Genomic DNA, 18494 nt, shown 5'->3' on the forward strand with positions numbered 1-18494 from the left:
GATGCGCACCTTGTGATTCAGGGAAGATTTAAACTGACCAGAGCTGTACTGAAATTGGTAAAGCTGACTTGAACGATACCAATGTCAGAGCCGTTGACGCGCGTATCTCGATTGATGTCGTGACGCGAGAGGATATTGGCCAAATTGGTGAAGGTCGTGAAGTTGGCTTGAACACCGGACACATCCGAACCATTGACGCGAGTATCGCCAGCCAGGTTGCCAGTTTCGCCCACTGCGTTGCCCCAATAGTGAAAATCATCGACTGCCAAGCCGGTTTCCTCAGTGGCTAAGATATGCACCTGCAACCATTGATTGCGAATCGCATTATCGGCAAAGATGATCGTAACGCGATCGGATCCCGCTGGCCCAGCTCCACGTCGTACGCTGACCGAGGCCACCAGGAACTCGGGTACCGCGTTCCAGTTGGCGAGCAAGTTCGAGTTGCCGACGCGAAATTCGAAGTCCGCAGCGGTCGGTGTACCTGGCAGATTGACAATATCAATCATGACTCCGTTGAGGCCACGCGCGTAACTTGTGTAGTTCTCGAGCCTGGCCGCTCCAGCTCCAGGTCTGTAGGCTGCCTTGTCTGGCGCAACGGCCGCATCGTCTGCGGTACTTGTGGCCACGTTGTTGCCGTCAAACGCACTGTTGTTATAGAAAACATGTCGACCCACAATGGCGGTGGGCGTGGGCGTCGTCACACTTGCCCGCAGTCGGTACCCGTATTGTCCATCACCGCCATCTCCCGGTTCGTATTGGCCACCTACTTCAATGCCACTGATAAAGCTGGCAACAATTATCGTGTAGGTCGTAGCGGAACCGGTCAGCACGATATCCAAACGCGGATCTTGTGTCTGGTAGAAGCCAAATGGTCCAACTCCATCGTCTTGAATTGTGACGAAGCCTGGATCGAGTGCATCAATACCCGGCGTATCGCCTCCAACGAAATGCGATTGATCCGAGATGGTACCGGCGAATATCCATACGTAAGGATCAAAATGCGCCTCCTGGCGGTCAACTTCCAGAAACAATCGTTGGCCAGGACTCGCCGTTATCGTCCAGTAGTCAACCTTGGCGGGATCATCAAAGAAGCCATCACTGTCCAGCGAAGAAAACTGATAAGTGAAATTTGTCGGCAACAGCATCGGACTAATCGGTTGGGCTTCGACTCGACCCATCCATAACGTCCAGCCAAATAGGATCGCGAAAAATAGAACGCGATGTGGCGAAGTTGGGCGCATGATGTGTGGCTCGACGTTTCAGACTGGGCAATCCATTGCTGCAACTTCCTACTGCCTAATCCTGCAATGGTTTGCGTGCCAGGACACCAGTGACAAGAAGTTTTTGCAGCTGCGTCAATAACTGCGAACGCCTTTCCGCCTGGAACCACTTACACCGAGTCCTGAAGCGTCCCAGGGCGCAGGACTACTGAAGGGCATTCTGCGTTTCTAGTCAGCCAAGCCAAATTTGCGCGAGGGTCGATCCCATGGTCAGCAAACACTCTTCTGCCTCGAGAGTTTCGATTAGATGCCGCACTGGTCAACGCACTGGTCAACGTCGCAGCGAACGCCGAGCTCGCGCCAGTTGGCGGCGTTTCTTTTTAGAGACTTTAGAAGCTCGACATCTACTCGCTGGGGATATGGGCATGCAGATGCTAACCAGCGACGCCCAACCGCAGAACCTGGGGAAAGACGTTGAGCAAATTCGATTGATGGCCGAAGGCGAAGGCACGGATACGACGGCTGCCCTGAGCCGGCTATATGAAGGCTTGTCCCAAATCTCTACGCTCGGTACCAAGATTGAAGAGCACCTGGCCAAGGTCGCCCCAGAGCCAAAGTTGGCGGATCAGTCGCTGGTCAAAGGGGATGTGAGTTCGTCAATCGATTTGGGAGACGCCCTGCGCCAACTGAGTCAGGGCGCTTTTGAATCACCTGTCATTCTCTGGGCCGATGGACTGCCTGCCACCACGCCGACGTTTGCTGACACGCCTGCGCCGATCGATTACGTAGTGCAACTGGATGACCGATTGCCGATCGAACTGCGAGCCACCAAGGGTAGTACGGGTACAAATGCCGAGCGCTGGCAGGCCGGCTTGCAATCCTCACTGGTTGTCGCAGGTTTGCAGAATCAACTCGAGTGGCAGCTGGAATCTGGAGTCGCGGGCGAATCGGGGCCAGCTCTACAACTGCGCGCCAAACCCGAAGCCAAAATCTCTCGACTGATACTAACCACTGCCCGCGTCGTTGCGGCCAATCCCAGCGTACCCTTTGGTCAACCGACAACCGATTTAACCTTCACGATCAATGCCATGCGACTGCGATTGCTGGACGCCGCCGGCAATCCCATTACCGTGACACTCCCCGAGTATACGCTGAACCTACCGCGTGAAGCTCCGCTCACTCAGCAGCTCAAGACCAATGACAACGCTACCATCCAAGATCTAGTGGACGACTTGAATCGCTCGCTGAGCCAGGTGAGAGTTGATCTGCCTCCGCCATTTGAAAATCAAAACTCGCCTGAAGAGCGTGCTCAGCGCACCTTGGCCAACTATCTTCAGGCCACCGTCTCCAACCTATCGGGCAGCCAGCGCGTAGCCATCATGGCAGCCGATAGCTCGGTGCTACAGTTTGCAATGTCTGGAAGCCATTTAGCCCAACTGGGATACTCAAGTAGTTTTGGTGTGAACGACACAGGATTACCAGCTTACTCCGTGCTCGGTCTGTCAGGTCGATCTTCACTGCGATCTGCGGATACGTCGCTAACAACACTACCCATTCAGGACGCCATCAAGGCAGTCTTGGCCAAGATCGATGTTTTGCCTGCCGACATTCTCATGGAAGCTCCGTTACCTGGATCGACCATTCCTAAATCGATTTCATTTCCCATCAAGTTTTCCAATGGCAACCTAAATCCGGTGGTGCAGTCTGCGATAGTGCCCTTGAACCTCAGTCGCAGCTTGGATCTAGGCAACTTGGGTATTGTCGAGTTTGCCACACAGTCCGAAGTGCAATCCAGCGCCGAACTATTCGGTAAGTTAACGGTCGGCATCAATCTCAGCGACCATGATTCCAGCCCCACGACTCTCGAATCGCCTGTCCATCTGCTCGACAATGGTCGTGGTCTGCGCAGGTTAGTCGGTGTGGCTGCACAAAACCCAATCGCCAATCCCAAGCCGACAACGAGCATCAGCTTTATCGTCGCCTATCGGCATTCGGACAATCCCGCCAACCTGGTATCCATTCCGATCTCTCTCAATGCAGCTGCGACTGGCGATAATATCTTTGCTGAGGACCTGGTCCTGGATATCAATGCCAACTTGGAGGCACAAGGCAAAGATGCCTTAGTCGAAGCAGTTCTCATCGACGGCAAGTTGCATGTGCGGTCGGTCGATCGCGCAATCAGCTATCTTGAATTGCGCGCAGATTCGCGAGCCAACTCCGTGCTGGGACTGAAGGCGATAAATCAACGCAACTTCACCATGCGCAGCACCGATCAACCCGCGTTAGGTTTGCCAACAGCAGTCAACCGTTCCGCTTATCCGGACCTAATCGTAGCCTTCGGTCCCACCGAGAATCCTACGCGGTTTTACGTCAATCTCGATAGCAATCTAACTCGCGACATGAAGGTAAGCGATGTTATTAATTTGATCAACAGCCAAGTTCCCGGCGGCAGTTTCGCATCGCTGAGCAATGGTCAGATCATTCTGCGTGCTGGAGCGCCGTTCAGTGTATCTGCGGCGCGAGTTGGCGAATCGTACAGCGATAAAGGCACACCCTTCGGCGGAGTGCTCAGCGCAGCGGCAACCGTCTTGGGCATCGAAGGGCAAGCACACGCAGTTTCATCCTCCAACTACGTACTGACCGGCCAAAGTCTGGATCGGCTCGACTTGCGCGATCGACTCTATATCTCAACTAAGAATAACGAATCGCAGTTTGATGTGAGTCTGGATCTGAAAGCTGGCGCACGCTCCTCGGATCCTGTCGATCCGCTGGCCATCGGTATGGCCAGCGGCGATGTGGGGCTGCATGCGGAAACTGACGTTGGGGCGAATAACGAACCTCTGCCTATTCAGTGGGGATACACCCTGCCAATCAAACTTGTCGATCCGGGTGTAGGTTCAAGCAATGACAATCGCATCTCGCTAAAGGAGTTTATGGAGAACGAGTCGGCAGATTTGTTCGAGCCCATCACGATTGATTTGCTCAAACCTTCTGGAGCCTCACACACCACCTCAGGAACGCTCGCCGTCAAAGGTCAACTGCTGGACGAAGGCGGAGCCAGTGGCCAGTTTACGGGCAAGTTGGCCAAAGTCGATTTGAAGCTGGACACCAGTTCGACGCTGCCTGCGCTCAAGTTGGATGTTCAAACCACCGATGCAGACACTTCAACTAGTCGGCAGGCGTTAGCCAAGTTGCGTCAGCTGACTTCGCATGCCGTCGTTAAGGCTATTAGCGATGTGGCTGCGGCGTGGATCAATCCAACTTCCCTGGCGTCCACTGTCCTCAATCAAGAACTGCCACTACTTGGAACTAGCTTCGGTGAAGCCATCGATTTCGTGCAATCCCTCGGCGCTAAACTGGAACCTCTGCTAGAGAGTGTCAACGTTTCCCGCCTAGAAGAATCGCTGCAAGCAGTGCGCACGGCCGTTGCCAATCTGCCGCTACCCAATGAAGCTAAGGGCCAGTTACAAGCCGCGGTGGGCGAAACCAATATCCAGCTGGCCAAACTAAAGACCATCGCTGCATCCGAGTTAGCTACACAAAAAAGCAAGCTCATTGCCAGCGTGGCTATGATCGAGCGCGAAGCGATCAAAGCCGCCGGACTGCCCGATGGTAGTAGTGGTGGATCTGGCGAAGGCCTCGATGACCTCTCGCAAGAACTCCAAGATGCACTGGACTCTCTCACCCAAGCGCTGCCCAGCATCAATCAGTTGGCGAGCCAGTTGGCAGATTTACTGCGCGAGCAATTGCCGACGATTGACGGCGTTGAATTCAAGCTGGATGTCATTGAGGACTTTGATGCCAGCACAACTGGTGATCAATTGGCGGTGGTCCTAGGTATAAAACTAACTGACGGTGTAAGTTTCAATCTCGATCCGGCCGTTGATTTAGAGGTGTTTGGCCCGGTACGATTCCAACTGGATGGCCATATCGCTTTTGAGGCTGATGCTATCGCGCAATTTGGCGTAGCTGTTGTTTTCCCGACCGACTTGACCGGCGCACCAGAAACGCGTGTGATCGTCCAGGCGACAGAGGGCAACGACAATCTGCTGGCTACCGGGCTGAACCTCAGTGCCAAAGCCACAGGTTCGATCCCTGCCGAGCTTGGTTTGGGCAGTGCCCCCTTGGCTGCTGGCGAACTGAATGTCGCCTTGCACGGTAACACCACCGATGATCGTGCTCAGATCGGACTGAATTTTTCGGCCACACCAGGTGCATTCGGAAGCGTCAGCCTGGCAGAGTTGCTGGCCAGCGGCATCGAAGTGACCGGCGCTGTCGGCAATCTGGATGCGTCGATCGACGTCTCGCTGCTGGGTGAACTGGTCGATAAGGCCGTTGCGTTTAATCACTCGATAGCCAACCTGTTCTCGTCGACGCCTCCGAGTATCGAAGTTCAAACTGAAAAGCTGCTCAACCTGTTCGGCGATATCGATTTTGATCTCAGCACCATCGTCGCGGGTATCGACCTCTTCCTGGGCCAGCTACAGTCGGTTCTCCAAGACGAACTGGATAGCGTACCATTCGTGGGCGAAGGTCTCGAAGATTTGGGAGGCCTGATCGAACAGTTGCGCACGGGCGTACTTCAAACCATCAAAGATACGCTTAGCGAGATATCGTTACAAAGTCGCGAAGAGGCTCGACTAGCGATTCGCCAGGCAATCTTCAGCGTGATCAATACGACTAGTTTGATCCAGTTGCGGAGAGCCCCTGGTTCTACAGGTACTCCGACCATTGATGATATTCAAGTTACGCTGGAGGCCGATCGATTTGAGATTCAAGCTTATATCGGGTTCGACAAGATCGTCGAAGAGACCTTTGATTTCGATACCAAGTCGCTCGGACTGCCCCTGTCGGCCGATGGCCAAGGCGGCGTAAAGTTGGAGGTGAGCGTCGAAGCTTTCTTGGGTGTAGGAGTCAATCATACGCGCGGCTTCTATGTAATCCCCAAACCCGAAACCATACCAGCTCTGCCTGGCGCCTCCCATCCTGGCGATGAATTAGCATTCTCATTTACTGCAGGCCTGGACACGCCAGGTGGAGAACCGTCGCATTTGGAGTTGGACCTGTTTGCCTTGTCCGTAACCGCGACCGATGATCGTGACAATCCAGATCAGCTGACTGGCATGGATGCCAGCTTTTCACTGGACCTCGGCAGCGGCAGCTTCTTGGCGCTCGATCAGCTCGAGCCTGAGTTTCAAGGAGGTGGCAACGTAAATCTGAATCTTGACTTAGCGGCTTCTGCATTAAGCTTGCCACAAGTCACTGCTGATCTGGTTGCCAACTGGGGATTCAGTTTTACCAACGACGAACTGCAGGCGAGCGATCCTCGGCTAGAGTTAAACAATATTCAACTCGAGCTTGGTCACTTCTTGACTTCGTTCATTGGTCAGGCAGCCAACAAGATCGACAGTGTGCTGCGACCTATCGATCCCGTGCTCGACTTACTCTATAGCGAAGTGCCAGCCGTCTCAGACCTGGCGGTTATGGCTGGGCAGCCGCCTATCACACTACTCGACTTGGCCTTGGCGGAGGTTCCACGGTCAGTAGCCACTGACACCAACCGGTTCTTGACCTTCTTGAAGGCGGCGCGATCCTTGAGCGGTCGCTTGTCGAGTGTCATTAGTGGCGACGGCACCATTGAATTGGGTAACATCACGGTATTGGATGCCGCTCCCGGCTGGAACTCAATCTGGAACGAGACACTGCCGGCGGTAGACGCAGGACCGCTCACAAGCGTACTGGCCCAACTGCGGCGGCCGGCAGACGAAGTCTCTCGCGGTGCCACCGACGGGGTAGGGCTGACATTGCATTTCATCGATGATCCCGCCAGTTTACTGAAGGCGTTGTTTGGTCAGACAGTCGAACTGGTGACTTGGGAAGTTCCTAAACTGAACTTGGAGTTTCCATGGTCGCAGTCCTTTCCAATCGTGCCCACTCCACCGATCAGCGTCGAACTTGGTTTGAATGCGGCGTTTAGCGTTGAATTGGCAGTAGGCTTTGACTCACGCGGTCTGCAGACCGGCAATCTGCTGGATGGTTTCTACATCCATGATTTGAGCGAAGATGTGGATATCGATGAGCTGAAATTCTCATTGGGTGTTTCTGTAGCCGCTCTGCTGGATATCGGTATAGCTTCGGCAGGCATTAAAGGCGAGCTGATTGGTAGTATCCTGGCCAATTGGCGCGATCCCGATGCCAACGGCAAATTGTACGTCGATGAACTAGCTCAGTTGTTCTCGCAGGGTATCGATTGTGTCTTTGACCTTTCTGGAGAGTTGAGTGCCAAGTTATCATTGGTCTACGAACTGCTCTTCTTCGAAGGCAGTGTAGATATCGTGGATGAAGTTTTGTTCAAGACCGACAATCGGTATTCTTGTCCGGCTCAAGTCCCCGCCCACGTTTCCGACGGCGTTAGTCAGCTTGATGAACGAGAGCAATCGAACGTCTTACCCAATCACATAGCCCAATTCTATGGAGCTGGCGCGCCGACCGGCATCGCGCCGGCAGGCACACTGATTGTACATGCAGGTGCGTACGCTGAGTTTCGCACGCGCGGTAGCAGTAGCGATACGTCGGAGAGTTTTACACTAACATGGCTGGCCAACGAAGTGGTCAAGGTCGAAGGCATGGGCATGTCGGCCACCTATGGAGGTGTCAAAACCATTCTCTTTGATGGGGGCAAGGGCAATGATACGCTGAAGTTGAAAGTTGGTGACAACGGCGTCGAAACAAGTTATCGCGACTTTCCTATCCCCGTAGTTGCCTTTGGTGGCGAAGGAGTTGACATCCTGCACGGAGGCCAGCGTTCCGATAACATCTTTGGCGGCCCGGGCGGAGATACCATTCGAGCTGGCAAGGGTGGTGATTATATCGAAGGAGGTTCGGGTGACGACTTCTTGTACGGCGACGATGGCGATGACCAGATGTTTGGTCAAGATGGTGATGATCGACTGTTCGGTGAAGGCGGTTTCGATCAACTCTATGGTCATGATGGTAATGACCAACTTTGGGGCGGATACGAACTGAATGTTGCTCCGCCAACTGGCTGGGCAGTCGATGGTGGTGATGATATCTATGGTGGTAACCATGAAGACAAACTGTGGGGTGGGCCAGGCAATGACTACCTACTGGGTGAAAGTGGTAATGACCGCATCGAAGGCAACGACCTGTCGGACACCATCAACGGTGGAGATGGTCATGATTACATCGATGGTGGAGCTGGCGACGACGATATCCAAGGGGGATTGGGTAACGACTTTGTGATGGGAGGTGATGGCGCCGATTTGTTGTTGGGCGGGTGGGGAAACGATGTCATCATCGCTCATTTACTGACACCAACGGTGGAAGGCACAGTCGCTGATTACATCGAAGGTGGCCCCGACAACGACTTCATCTGCGGCTCGGCAGCCAACGATACGATCCATGGCGGCACGAGCAACCAGGGCTATAACGGCGTCGCCGGAATTCTGGCTGTCAATTTCGATACCAAGTATCCAGTCATGGACGGTGGATACAGCCTGGAGAGTTGTACGAGTCCCGAACCTGACGAGCCTCCACCGCCTCTAGCTGGCTCAGCCGTCTTCCGGGTCTTCTTAGATCGCAACCAAAACGCGCTCAAGAGTTCCTCCGAAGCCTTTGTAAATGGTTGGCCGCTGCGCATCACGGATGATCGCGGAGTTGTCCTCGGTGAATATGAAACGACCGATGTCGATTTAAGTGGTGATGGCCAGATCGATCCGGCGACCGAGCGCGGCGTTGTCCAACTAACAAATCTTCAACCCGGCACTTATCGAGCAGAATTGATCCTGCCCAGCTTCGACCCCACGGTGCTCGAAGCATATCGCGTGACCACTCCACAGGTCGGCCCCAGCCTGGATCCAATTCTGTATGTAACTGTGTCCAACGAACAAGCGGTTGACGGTGGAATGTTTGGTGTCTTTCGCCAGACCGTTATCCAAGGCACAGTTTGGGCCGATTTGAATGGCAACAACCAGCGCGACGCAGGCGAAGGCGTTGGCGATCGCCGAGTTTATTTGGACCAATACCCGTTGTCACCCAGCGGTTCGCCCAATGGCAACTACGACGGCACTTTCGAAGATAGTGTGCTGACGCGGCCTGATGGCTCATACACTATATTGGCCTCTGGACCCAATGGAGATTATTATGTGCGACTGGCAACCTCGACCACTCAGCTCCTGCCGGCGCCGGAGGTGGCTTATGGGCCTGTCAACTTCGCAGGCGGAAATATCGGCCCCGAGTGGCAACCATCGCCCGGGCGCACGACCTTATCTCCGCTGGGAAACACTTTCCACGGTCAGTTTGGCAATGAGACTACCAGGCTGGTCTTGGATGATCTGCCTGACCATGAAGAATTGTTGGTTGGGTTTCGTTTGCTGGTGATTGGCAATTGGACGGGCAATGGTGCAGGTGACATTCCCGAATACGATCGATTCACAGCTACGGTCACGGGAGGGTCAAGCCTCAATTACACCTTCTCAAATTTTGCAAGCAATGGTTCCTCATTCTTCAGGCAAAGCTATCCCGTGCCCAACTCGCCGGGACTGACTGGCTCCATAGGCAACTCAGGCTACAACCCGGGAAGCACGTATGACATTCAGTGGAGCTTTGAGCACTTTGGGCCGAACCTGACGATTGCTTTTGCTGGCATGGAACTAGAAGCCGGCAAGACCTGGGGCATCGACAACGTTCGCATTACATCCAAACGGAGTGGGCATCTAATTTCAGTCCCGAGTGAGACAACTTACAACGGACTCGACTTCCGCATCGAGAATCAGAGCGGCAATAAGGCAGGTACCAAAGATAAGTTGCCGCGAGCCGACCAGCCTGAACTGCCTCAGCCGATTATCTATTCTGGTTTCGATTTGGCCGACACCAATGGCACCGGTGTCATCTCTGGCATTCGATTCAACGATACCAATCAAAATGGAGTGCTCAACACTGGCGAGCCTCGCATACGAGACCAGATCGTATACGTGGACTTGAACGGTAACGCCCAACGTGAGAGTGACGAACCATGGACAGTTACCAATGTGGCTGGCGAATACGCATTTCGCCTAGACCCTGGAACCTACACAATTCGTGAAGAATTGCCAGCCGGTTGGGATGAGACCGCACCCGCGTCGCGACCGCTGGCCATCACCCAAAACGGCTTTCTTACCGAAGTAGATCCACTGGCGGGAAAGACCGTACACTCGCGCAAGATAGTTTTGCCTACGGGCCAGACAGCTATCACGCAGTGGATTGGCCTGGCCTATCATCCGCAAGAAGCCGTTCTGTTAGCAGTTGGAAATTCTTCCAGCGGTAATAGTCACCTGTTTGAAATAGATCCGATCACCGCGCAGGCAACTTACCGTGTGCGATTGGACGAACGGCTGAGCGAAGGAGATATTGCGGTCGAACCGACAACGGGTCGACTGTTGGGAGTCACCAACCGTACGCTGAGTGCCAGCAGCTTGATTGGTTCGTACCTGGTACATATCGATGCGCGCAGCGGCGTGGTCACCGATCTGGGTGGATCCTTCGAGTCGCAGACTGAGTTCGGTGCACCCGATGCTTCTGCATTGGCCTTTGGACCAGGCGGAGTCTACGCATTTATCGAAGGTGACCGCACGTTACTGGAATTGCTCAATACTACCACGGGTGCGTCGATCGGCGAAATTGTGCTTCAATCTCAGTCAGAGTTTGGGCGCGTAGCTGGGATGTATTATGACGGCAATAGTTTCCTGCTCGGCGCTGGTAGTCCGACCACAGGCGATCCCAGCCCAGCCGTGTATCGCATTGCACTTAATGGTAGCGTCCAGTCGCTTGGGACTGGCATCATTGAGAGCATCAGTGGCATGACGTTGGTGCCGAAGATGGGTCACATCGCCACATTGACCGCGGGTACTGGTGGCCAGGTGCAGAACGTATCAGGCAAGCATTTTGGAAATATTCCCGTTCAAATCATTTGGGATGGCCGCGACGAGATCAATGGTCATGCTGGCACCGACACACTCTCAGGCGACAATACACTCAGTGTGCCACGCACGATTCTAATTGGAGATGATGACACGCTCATTGGTGGCACGGGCAATGACACCATCAATGGTCAGGACAAAGAAGATATCTTGTGGGGAGGGCCCGATACTCTGGTCTCGACGAGTGATAACGACATTTTAGACGGGGGCGAAGGTTTCAATCGCGTCGGGCAGTGGGCCAGCAATAGCCAATCCCTGACGTTTAACGCTACGCAGTCGCGTTGGGAACTAACCGGCCAAGGCACCGATCGCCTGACGAATATCTATACGGCTACGTTAAAGGCTGGTAACGTCGGTGTCACGCTCAATGCCAGCGCTTTTACGTTGGGGCCCGTGGAACTATTCGGCGGCCCAGGTAGTGATGTATTGCGCGGTAGCCCTTACGACGATCGTATTGAAGGCGGTGGTGGCGATGACCTGCTGGATGGCAATGCGGGTGACGACGTTTATGCGTTTGATGCTGACAACAACCTCGGCTCTGATACTTTTACCACCGATACCAACAGCGTTAGTGGCATCGATACGCTCGACTTCTCAGCTACCGAGTCGCACCGCATCGAAGTTGATTTGAGCAATCCAGCCATTCAAGACGTGGGACGCAGCGTCAGTACCGCAGGCATCACCTTGCGATTAACGTTGGGCACTACTACCACTGGCGAAATCGTCGAGAACATTATTGGCGGCAGCCAGTCTGATGATTTGCGCGGAAACGATTCAGCCAATGTGATCACAGGCGGGCCCGGCTCGGACACGATGTTCGGCCGGGATGGTAACGACTTCTTTGTGTTTGCTGATGCGAGCGCGAACGAGCAAGATAACTTGTCAGGTCAAGTTGGTATGGACACGCTGGATTTCTCAGCTCTCTCGCCCGATCAAAATCTGGTCATCGACATTCGTGATTCCACAAGTCCAATCACGGTGATTGCCACGATGACTGGGCGCACGATCACCCGATCTAGCCCGGGTACAGAAACCGCTGAGCAGTTCGTTGGCTCTCCAGGAGATGATACGTTTATTGACGGCGCAATCCAAGCCTCGTATATCGGCGGCCGAGGCAATGATACTTATGTTCTGTTCAATAACAATGTCGTGGACACTGTGGTTGAATTGGTGGACGAGGGTATCGATCGAGTGGATTTCTCCAGTTTCACTACGCCGCTGCGAATCGACCTGAACGCGCCTGGTCCAAACTTCGCCATGTTGAATGGAACGACGTTGACACCGCGGGTTGTGAGCAATGATGTGCATTTCGAGCAAGTCATTGGTGGAAGCGGTAACGACACCATTAACGGAAATTTGTTTGACAACTATATCGATGGCGGACCAGGTGCGGACGTGCTGGCAGGTCGTCAAGGAAACGATCTGTACGTTTATCGACAATCCACCGTCACTGGCGGCGATGAAACTCTGGTTGAAAATCCGGGCGAAGGCAACGATTGGATCAGCTTTGGTGAAGTCGAGCCAGTCTTAGGGAACGTGACGATCAACTTGGGAACCAACATCGCTAGCGTAGGAAGTTTTGACGTGCGCTGGTCGGGCGGTACCATTGAAAACGCTAGTGGCGGACGGGGCAATGATACGCTTACTGGTTCGGCTGCTGGCAACGTTCTAGTAGGTGGTCCCGGCAACGATACTCTCGATGGACTGTACGGCAGCAATAGACTGGTCGGTGGAACAGGCAATGATGTGTATCGCTATCGCGAGCTATTGGGAATTAATCCAGGCACGGGCTATCTCTTTACTCCGGATTTTGGCTTTATTGCTGACCCAGACATCCTGCTCGACTCGCGCGGCGCACCGGTGCTCGACACTGCGGGTCTGCCGCAAGTCGTCGATGGTGGCCAAGACACAATCGATTTGACCAATGTGCTCTTCACACCCAACATCAATGTATTGTTGCTCGGTCTGCCGGGTGTGCCCCTGATTTTCCATTCCGTCGACACTCGAGTACCTTACACTTCACCGCCGATCCGCCAAGTCATGCCACAAGCCATCGCAGGCTTCCAAACTTGGATCGAAAACGTTATCGGTTCCCCAGCCAACGATACGATCACTGGCAATAGTCGAGCCAATCGCCTGGATGGTCGGGGAGGCAATGACACGCTCGACGGGCGTGAAGGCAATGATGTCCTGACCGGCGGTGCTGACAACAACACCATCTACGGCGGTCAGGGCAATGACGTATTCTGGTTTGATTGGGCCAACACCTCCGTTGACGTGTTGGTGGAAGCCAATGACACCGTTGATTCTGGCCTGCTTTCCACAGGTGGCAAAGACTCGCTGCACTTTATCAATTCGCCCAGCATCACGTTTGATCTGAGTACGTTTAACCCTGGTGGTGCGACTCCGACTGCTTTCACCACAGGAGTCACACCCAACACCAAGATCATGCTGAAAGCCTTAGGGCAAGCTTTGGATGTCAACACACTCTTTGATGGTCGTCCATTTGAGAACCTCATCGCCGGCACTACCTCGGTCAGCTACAACTTTGTAGGCAACAATCAACCTAATGTGATCATCGGTGGTGCTGGTACGGACACGTTACGTGGGCTTGGCGGACGCGATGTAGTGGTGGGCTCAGGTGGAATCGACTCGCTCTTTGGTGGCAATGACGATGATATTTTGATCGGTGGATGGTTAAATATATTTGGATCCACTGGACTGACCGATGTATTGGGTGAGCTGGAATCCATCTTTACGATTCATCGCCAATGGCTGGGAGCAGCCAGCTACGCCCAGCGCGTGGCGAGCATTCAAGCCGGTGTTGGCCCAGCGGGACTGAATGCGCGATTGGTCGACGGTCAAACCGTTATCAATGATGGTGTCGTGGATGGCGTACTCGGTGAAGATGGCCAAGACTGGGCTTTCGAGCCCGGTGTCCCCGGAACCGGTACGACGGAAAAGTTGGTTACTACCGCAGATGAAACGACTTGGTTGGCCTGGCCCGTGGATTACAACACGTTCATGCGCCGTCAACGGTCAGGGACTGACTGGAATGAAAACGAACTAGTGGATCTCTTAGCGCAGGAGCGCTTGCGAACGACGTTGTCGAAGCAACTCAGCGCGTAAGCCGAGCAGCCGCGTTCATGTGCTAATTGGAATCATCGGTCAACTCCACCCGCAGGCGCAAGAGAGCTCGGCAATGCCGCTTGCTGGCCACTGTTTCGCTGACATTCAGCAGTTGTGCAGCTGCCAGATTGGTTAGTCCGTTTACGTAGCGCAGCATGAGAATCTCTCGATCGTTGTCGGACAGATGATTGAGGCATTGCCATACGCGCTGCGATTCTTCGACCATTTGATGCTGATGCTCGGCGGTGTTAGTGACCGCCGTTAAGCGTTCAGCCAGGCGAAACACGCTGGACTGATCATAAGAGACCTGACGCGTCACCGATCGGCGAGCGGCGCCGCGGTGTTTGCGGCAGGCACGCTTTAATTGCTGAAGAGCCGTCTCCCGCAACCAGGCGGCCAACGGCATCGGCTGCTTGCGTTGATACTCTTCCATGCGTTCGAAGGCCTCGAGCAGTGCCTCCTGGACCACATCGGAAGCATCCAGTCGCGGGAGCAAGCGTTGATCCAGGCGGGACTCAATCACGCTGCGCAGAATCGGCCGATAGTGCTGGCAAAGCTCCTCGAAAGAGAGTGTTTCTCCCATGACAATCGCTTTCCAATGGATCTGGCAGTCAAGGTGCGAGCGAGCCTGATAACTAACATCCCGGAATTGTAGTTCTCGACAAATCGCCTATCAATACGCTATTCTTCAAGCCAAACCTGGAGCTGCGCGTAAACAGATAAAAGTTTTCTAAAGGCTGTCCTGGCTGCGCTCCGTCGGCAGGATTAGAAGTAGTAGGCATGAGCTTGTCTGTGCTCTGACAAACGAGGTTCGGCAATGAGTCACGAGCAAGAGCCAGTATTGACCCAGCATACCGAAGCGGATCGCGAAGATTCCAATTCGACCATCGATCGAGTAGCGCCGGGCGATGAATTACTGATTGGCCGATTGTGTGATCAGTTTGCGGAGTTCATTCGCGCGGGCGCTTCCAAATTGCAGGCAGACGCCTGGATCGAAGCCAGGATCGTGGAACAAGCGGCTATTGGTGAACCACTGCGGCACGCCTTAGGCGTCGCGCGCATGATGGTCTCTCTAGGCGGCGAAGAGTCTACGCCTCAGGCTGGTCAGGTGCTGGGCGACTTTCGTATTCTTCGTTTTGTTGCCCGCGGTGGCATGGGCATGGTGTATGAAGCCGAGCAGTTGTCGCTGCAACGAACTGTGGCTCTCAAGGTCATGGCCAACCCGGAAGGCGGTGCCAGCGGTACAGCGGAACTAATTCGCTTCAACAACGAAATTCGAGCCGTGGCTTGCCTGGACCACGCGCATATCGTTCCGGTCTACGCCGTCGAACGCATCGGGCGTTACCATTTCTATGCTATGCGTTGGATCGATGGCTGGAACTGGTCTCAGTGGATGGAGGGCAAACTTACTCCAGCCGATGCATCGCTTCCTTACCGACTGCCACAATCGCTGGATGAGTTGCGGTACCTGGCCAGGATCGTCCGCGACGTAGCCGATGGACTTTCTCACGCACACCAGCGCGGCGTGATTCATCGCGACATCAAACCATCCAACCTGTTGCTGGATACTCAAGGTCATGCGTGGATTGTCGACTTTGGATTGGCCGATTTCCCGACTGCCGCCACGCTTACGCGCACCGGTGAGTTAGTCGGAACATTGCGATACATGAGCCCCGAGCAGGCCCGCAATGGCTCGCGGGGCTTGGATGAACGCACCGATATCTATTCACTGGGTGTGACCTTTTATGAGTTGCTATTCGCACAGCCGTTAATCACCGCCAGCGACCGGTCCGAACAATTGCGCAGTATTATCGCTGGTGAACGTCCACCCAGTTCCAATCGTATTCCTTTTGATTTAGAAACCATTCTGTTAAAGATGATCGCGGTAGATCGCGCTGATCGCTATCACACCGCCGCCGAAGTTGCGGATGACTTGAACCGCTGGCTGGCTGGAAACAACATTTTGGCCAGACGATTATCGCTGGCCCAGCGCATGACGCGTTGGAGCCGAATGCGAGCCGGTTGGTTATTGTTGCTGGCTGCAACCTTGATCATGTTCGTTATCGGCTTGAGCATTCTCGCCGCATCCCTGGTGAAGACACGCAACCAGCTACAGCATCAACTAGCGGCCAGTTATCTCGCCGAGGCCCGCGCGTTGCTTACCAGCGGCCAACCTGGTCAGCGATTCTCGACCTTAGAAGCACTAGCCGCTGCGGCCCAGGGCGGCACAATTCAACCCGACTCAGTCGAAGATCGCGAACTGCGTCGTATACAGGCTACATCCCTCAGCTTGAATGATTTGAAGGAATCGGTGCGATTCCACCGGCAAGCTGGTGGCTCGCTGGATAGCACTGTGTTTAGTCACGATCTAGGTTACTGGACAGCCTATTCCAGTGATCAAGGTCAAGTGGTGTATGATCGCGCAGCCGGCCAACTCAGTCAGTTCACCATGCCATCCTCACCCATGACCGTTTGCTTCTCGGGTGATAATCAACGCGTGGGTATCTTGCGAGAACCCGAAGATCAACCGATCTTGGAACTCTTCTCAATAGCCGATTCGAAAAGATTATGGAGTAAAACCGCGGCTGAATTTCCGTCAAGACCATCTCGCTACGCTCTGGACATGTGTTACAGCCAGTCGATATGCGCCCTGGGTTTGCGCGGAGGACAAATTGTTTTGCTCGATCAACAAACCGGCCAGACACTCAAGTCGTTCACTGGTCCCGAAGCTTGGGTGGGACAAGTCAAACTCTCGCCCGGTGGCAAGTGGGTGGCAGCCACGTTCCCCGACCCGCAAAAAGTGGTCGTCTGGGACATCCAATCCGGCGAAATCGTGGCCGATTGGCATACCGAAGAACAAAGCTTTTCCGTAACCTGGGGGAAAGATGAATCATGCCTCGCCTTCTCCGATGGAACGGCAGTGTGTTTGTATGCTTGCACTGATTGGTCACAGCGAATCTCGCGCATTCAAGGTCCCAACGAAATCATCGCTAACATCTATTTGCACCCAACGCAAAAATGGCTAGCGGTTTATGGCTATGACGGCAAGACGCGTCTGTGGGATACATCAGCCGAAAAAATCGTTCTCGTATGTGACGGCCATGCCAACGGTTTCTCACCTTCAGGAGATCAACTCGGGTTTCGCACTTATGATTCCATCGGCCTTTGGGATATTGCCCTGGATGATGTTGTCTGGCATGAACATGCCGATTCCGAGCGCCAATCCTCTCCGAATACGGCTCTGTTCGCCAATGATGATCAATGGCTAATCACCGGAGGCCATGATGTGCATGTGTGGGATACAACCTCCCGCCAACTTCTATTGACGATTCAATGCGACAAGTTATTCGACCTGGCATACGATCGTCAGCGCCAATGGCTTTACTTGGCCACGCGCCATGGCTTGTATCGGGTGGAACTGTCGAAGTTAAAGGATCTATGCCATTCAGGACAGTCGACGTGCCAACTACGCGATGAACAACTTTCGGCCCTGCGCATCGAAGATGCCGATCAAGTTGAACGCATGTGTCTCTCGGAAGCTGGGGGGCGGATTGTCGCCAGCACTCATTCAGGCGGGGTGCGACTGTTTGATCCACATTCGGGCTGGTCATGGCTTTGTGAACCCGGCGCCAAATTCCATTTTGTAAGTATGAGCGCTGACGGCCAGTGGGCCGCTGCAGCTGAAAAACACTCGCCGCTGAACTACGCTTGGTCACTGCGTGATGGGCCCAGTGCTCGCTGGGAAATTAAAGCACTCGAAGGAGGCGAGTTGGCGTTCACGACTTTCGATGGCAAGAATTATATGCTCACTAGTGGACATGCCAGGTACCAGATCTGGGAACTTGACCAACGACAAGGTCCCATCGCTCGTTACGATATCCAACGGCCCAGCGGCTATCAAAAATCGTTAGCTGCGCACCATGAGCGATTAGGTTGGTTGCTGGCAGTTGATCGCACCACCTTGACCGCGAACGATGTCCGCACAGGTCGTCAGCTCTTGGAGTTAAGAGATGGTTACCAGACCGAACGCACGCAATCTATCGCCTGCGATTCGCAAGGCCGCAGAATTGTGGCCACGCTCGCCAATCAAGGCTTCCTGGTCTGGGACCTCGATAAACTAAGCCGTGGGCGTTAGTTATCCGCGGTTTCCGTTTCACGCGTGTGACTG

Annotated in this window: 4 protein-coding genes; 2 read left to right on the forward strand and 2 right to left on the reverse strand. The window is 54.1% G+C overall.

All coding sequences use genetic code 11. The features are described 5' to 3' along the window. Positions 1-17 precede the first annotated feature (17 nt). Entirely contained in the window at positions 18-1241 is a 1224-nt protein-coding gene (locus SH573x_RS23700; RefSeq protein WP_479350379.1) for a hypothetical protein, read from the reverse strand. Between the two features lie 245 nt (positions 1242-1486). On the opposite strand from SH573x_RS23700, the gene SH573x_RS23705 reads away from it, so the two are divergent. Then, on the forward strand, positions 1487-14326 hold the full coding sequence (locus tag SH573x_RS23705) for a hypothetical protein (protein ID WP_479350381.1): 12840 nt from the start codon (positions 1487-1489) through the stop codon (positions 14324-14326). A gap of 22 nt (positions 14327-14348) precedes the next feature. Here the strand turns inward: SH573x_RS23705 and SH573x_RS23710 are convergent, their stop codons facing one another. After that, a complete protein-coding gene (locus SH573x_RS23710; RefSeq protein WP_479350383.1) occupies positions 14349-14909 on the reverse strand; it encodes a sigma-70 family RNA polymerase sigma factor in 561 nt (186 codons plus the stop codon). A gap of 234 nt (positions 14910-15143) precedes the next feature. On the opposite strand from SH573x_RS23710, the gene SH573x_RS23715 reads away from it, so the two are divergent. Further along, positions 15144-18461 (forward strand): protein kinase domain-containing protein, encoded by a 3318-nt coding sequence (locus tag SH573x_RS23715; RefSeq protein ID WP_479350385.1) that lies wholly within the window; start codon positions 15144-15146, stop codon positions 18459-18461. The last annotated feature ends 33 nt before the right edge of the window (positions 18462-18494 follow it).

Source organism: Rania fehmarnensis, assembly GCF_056494185.1.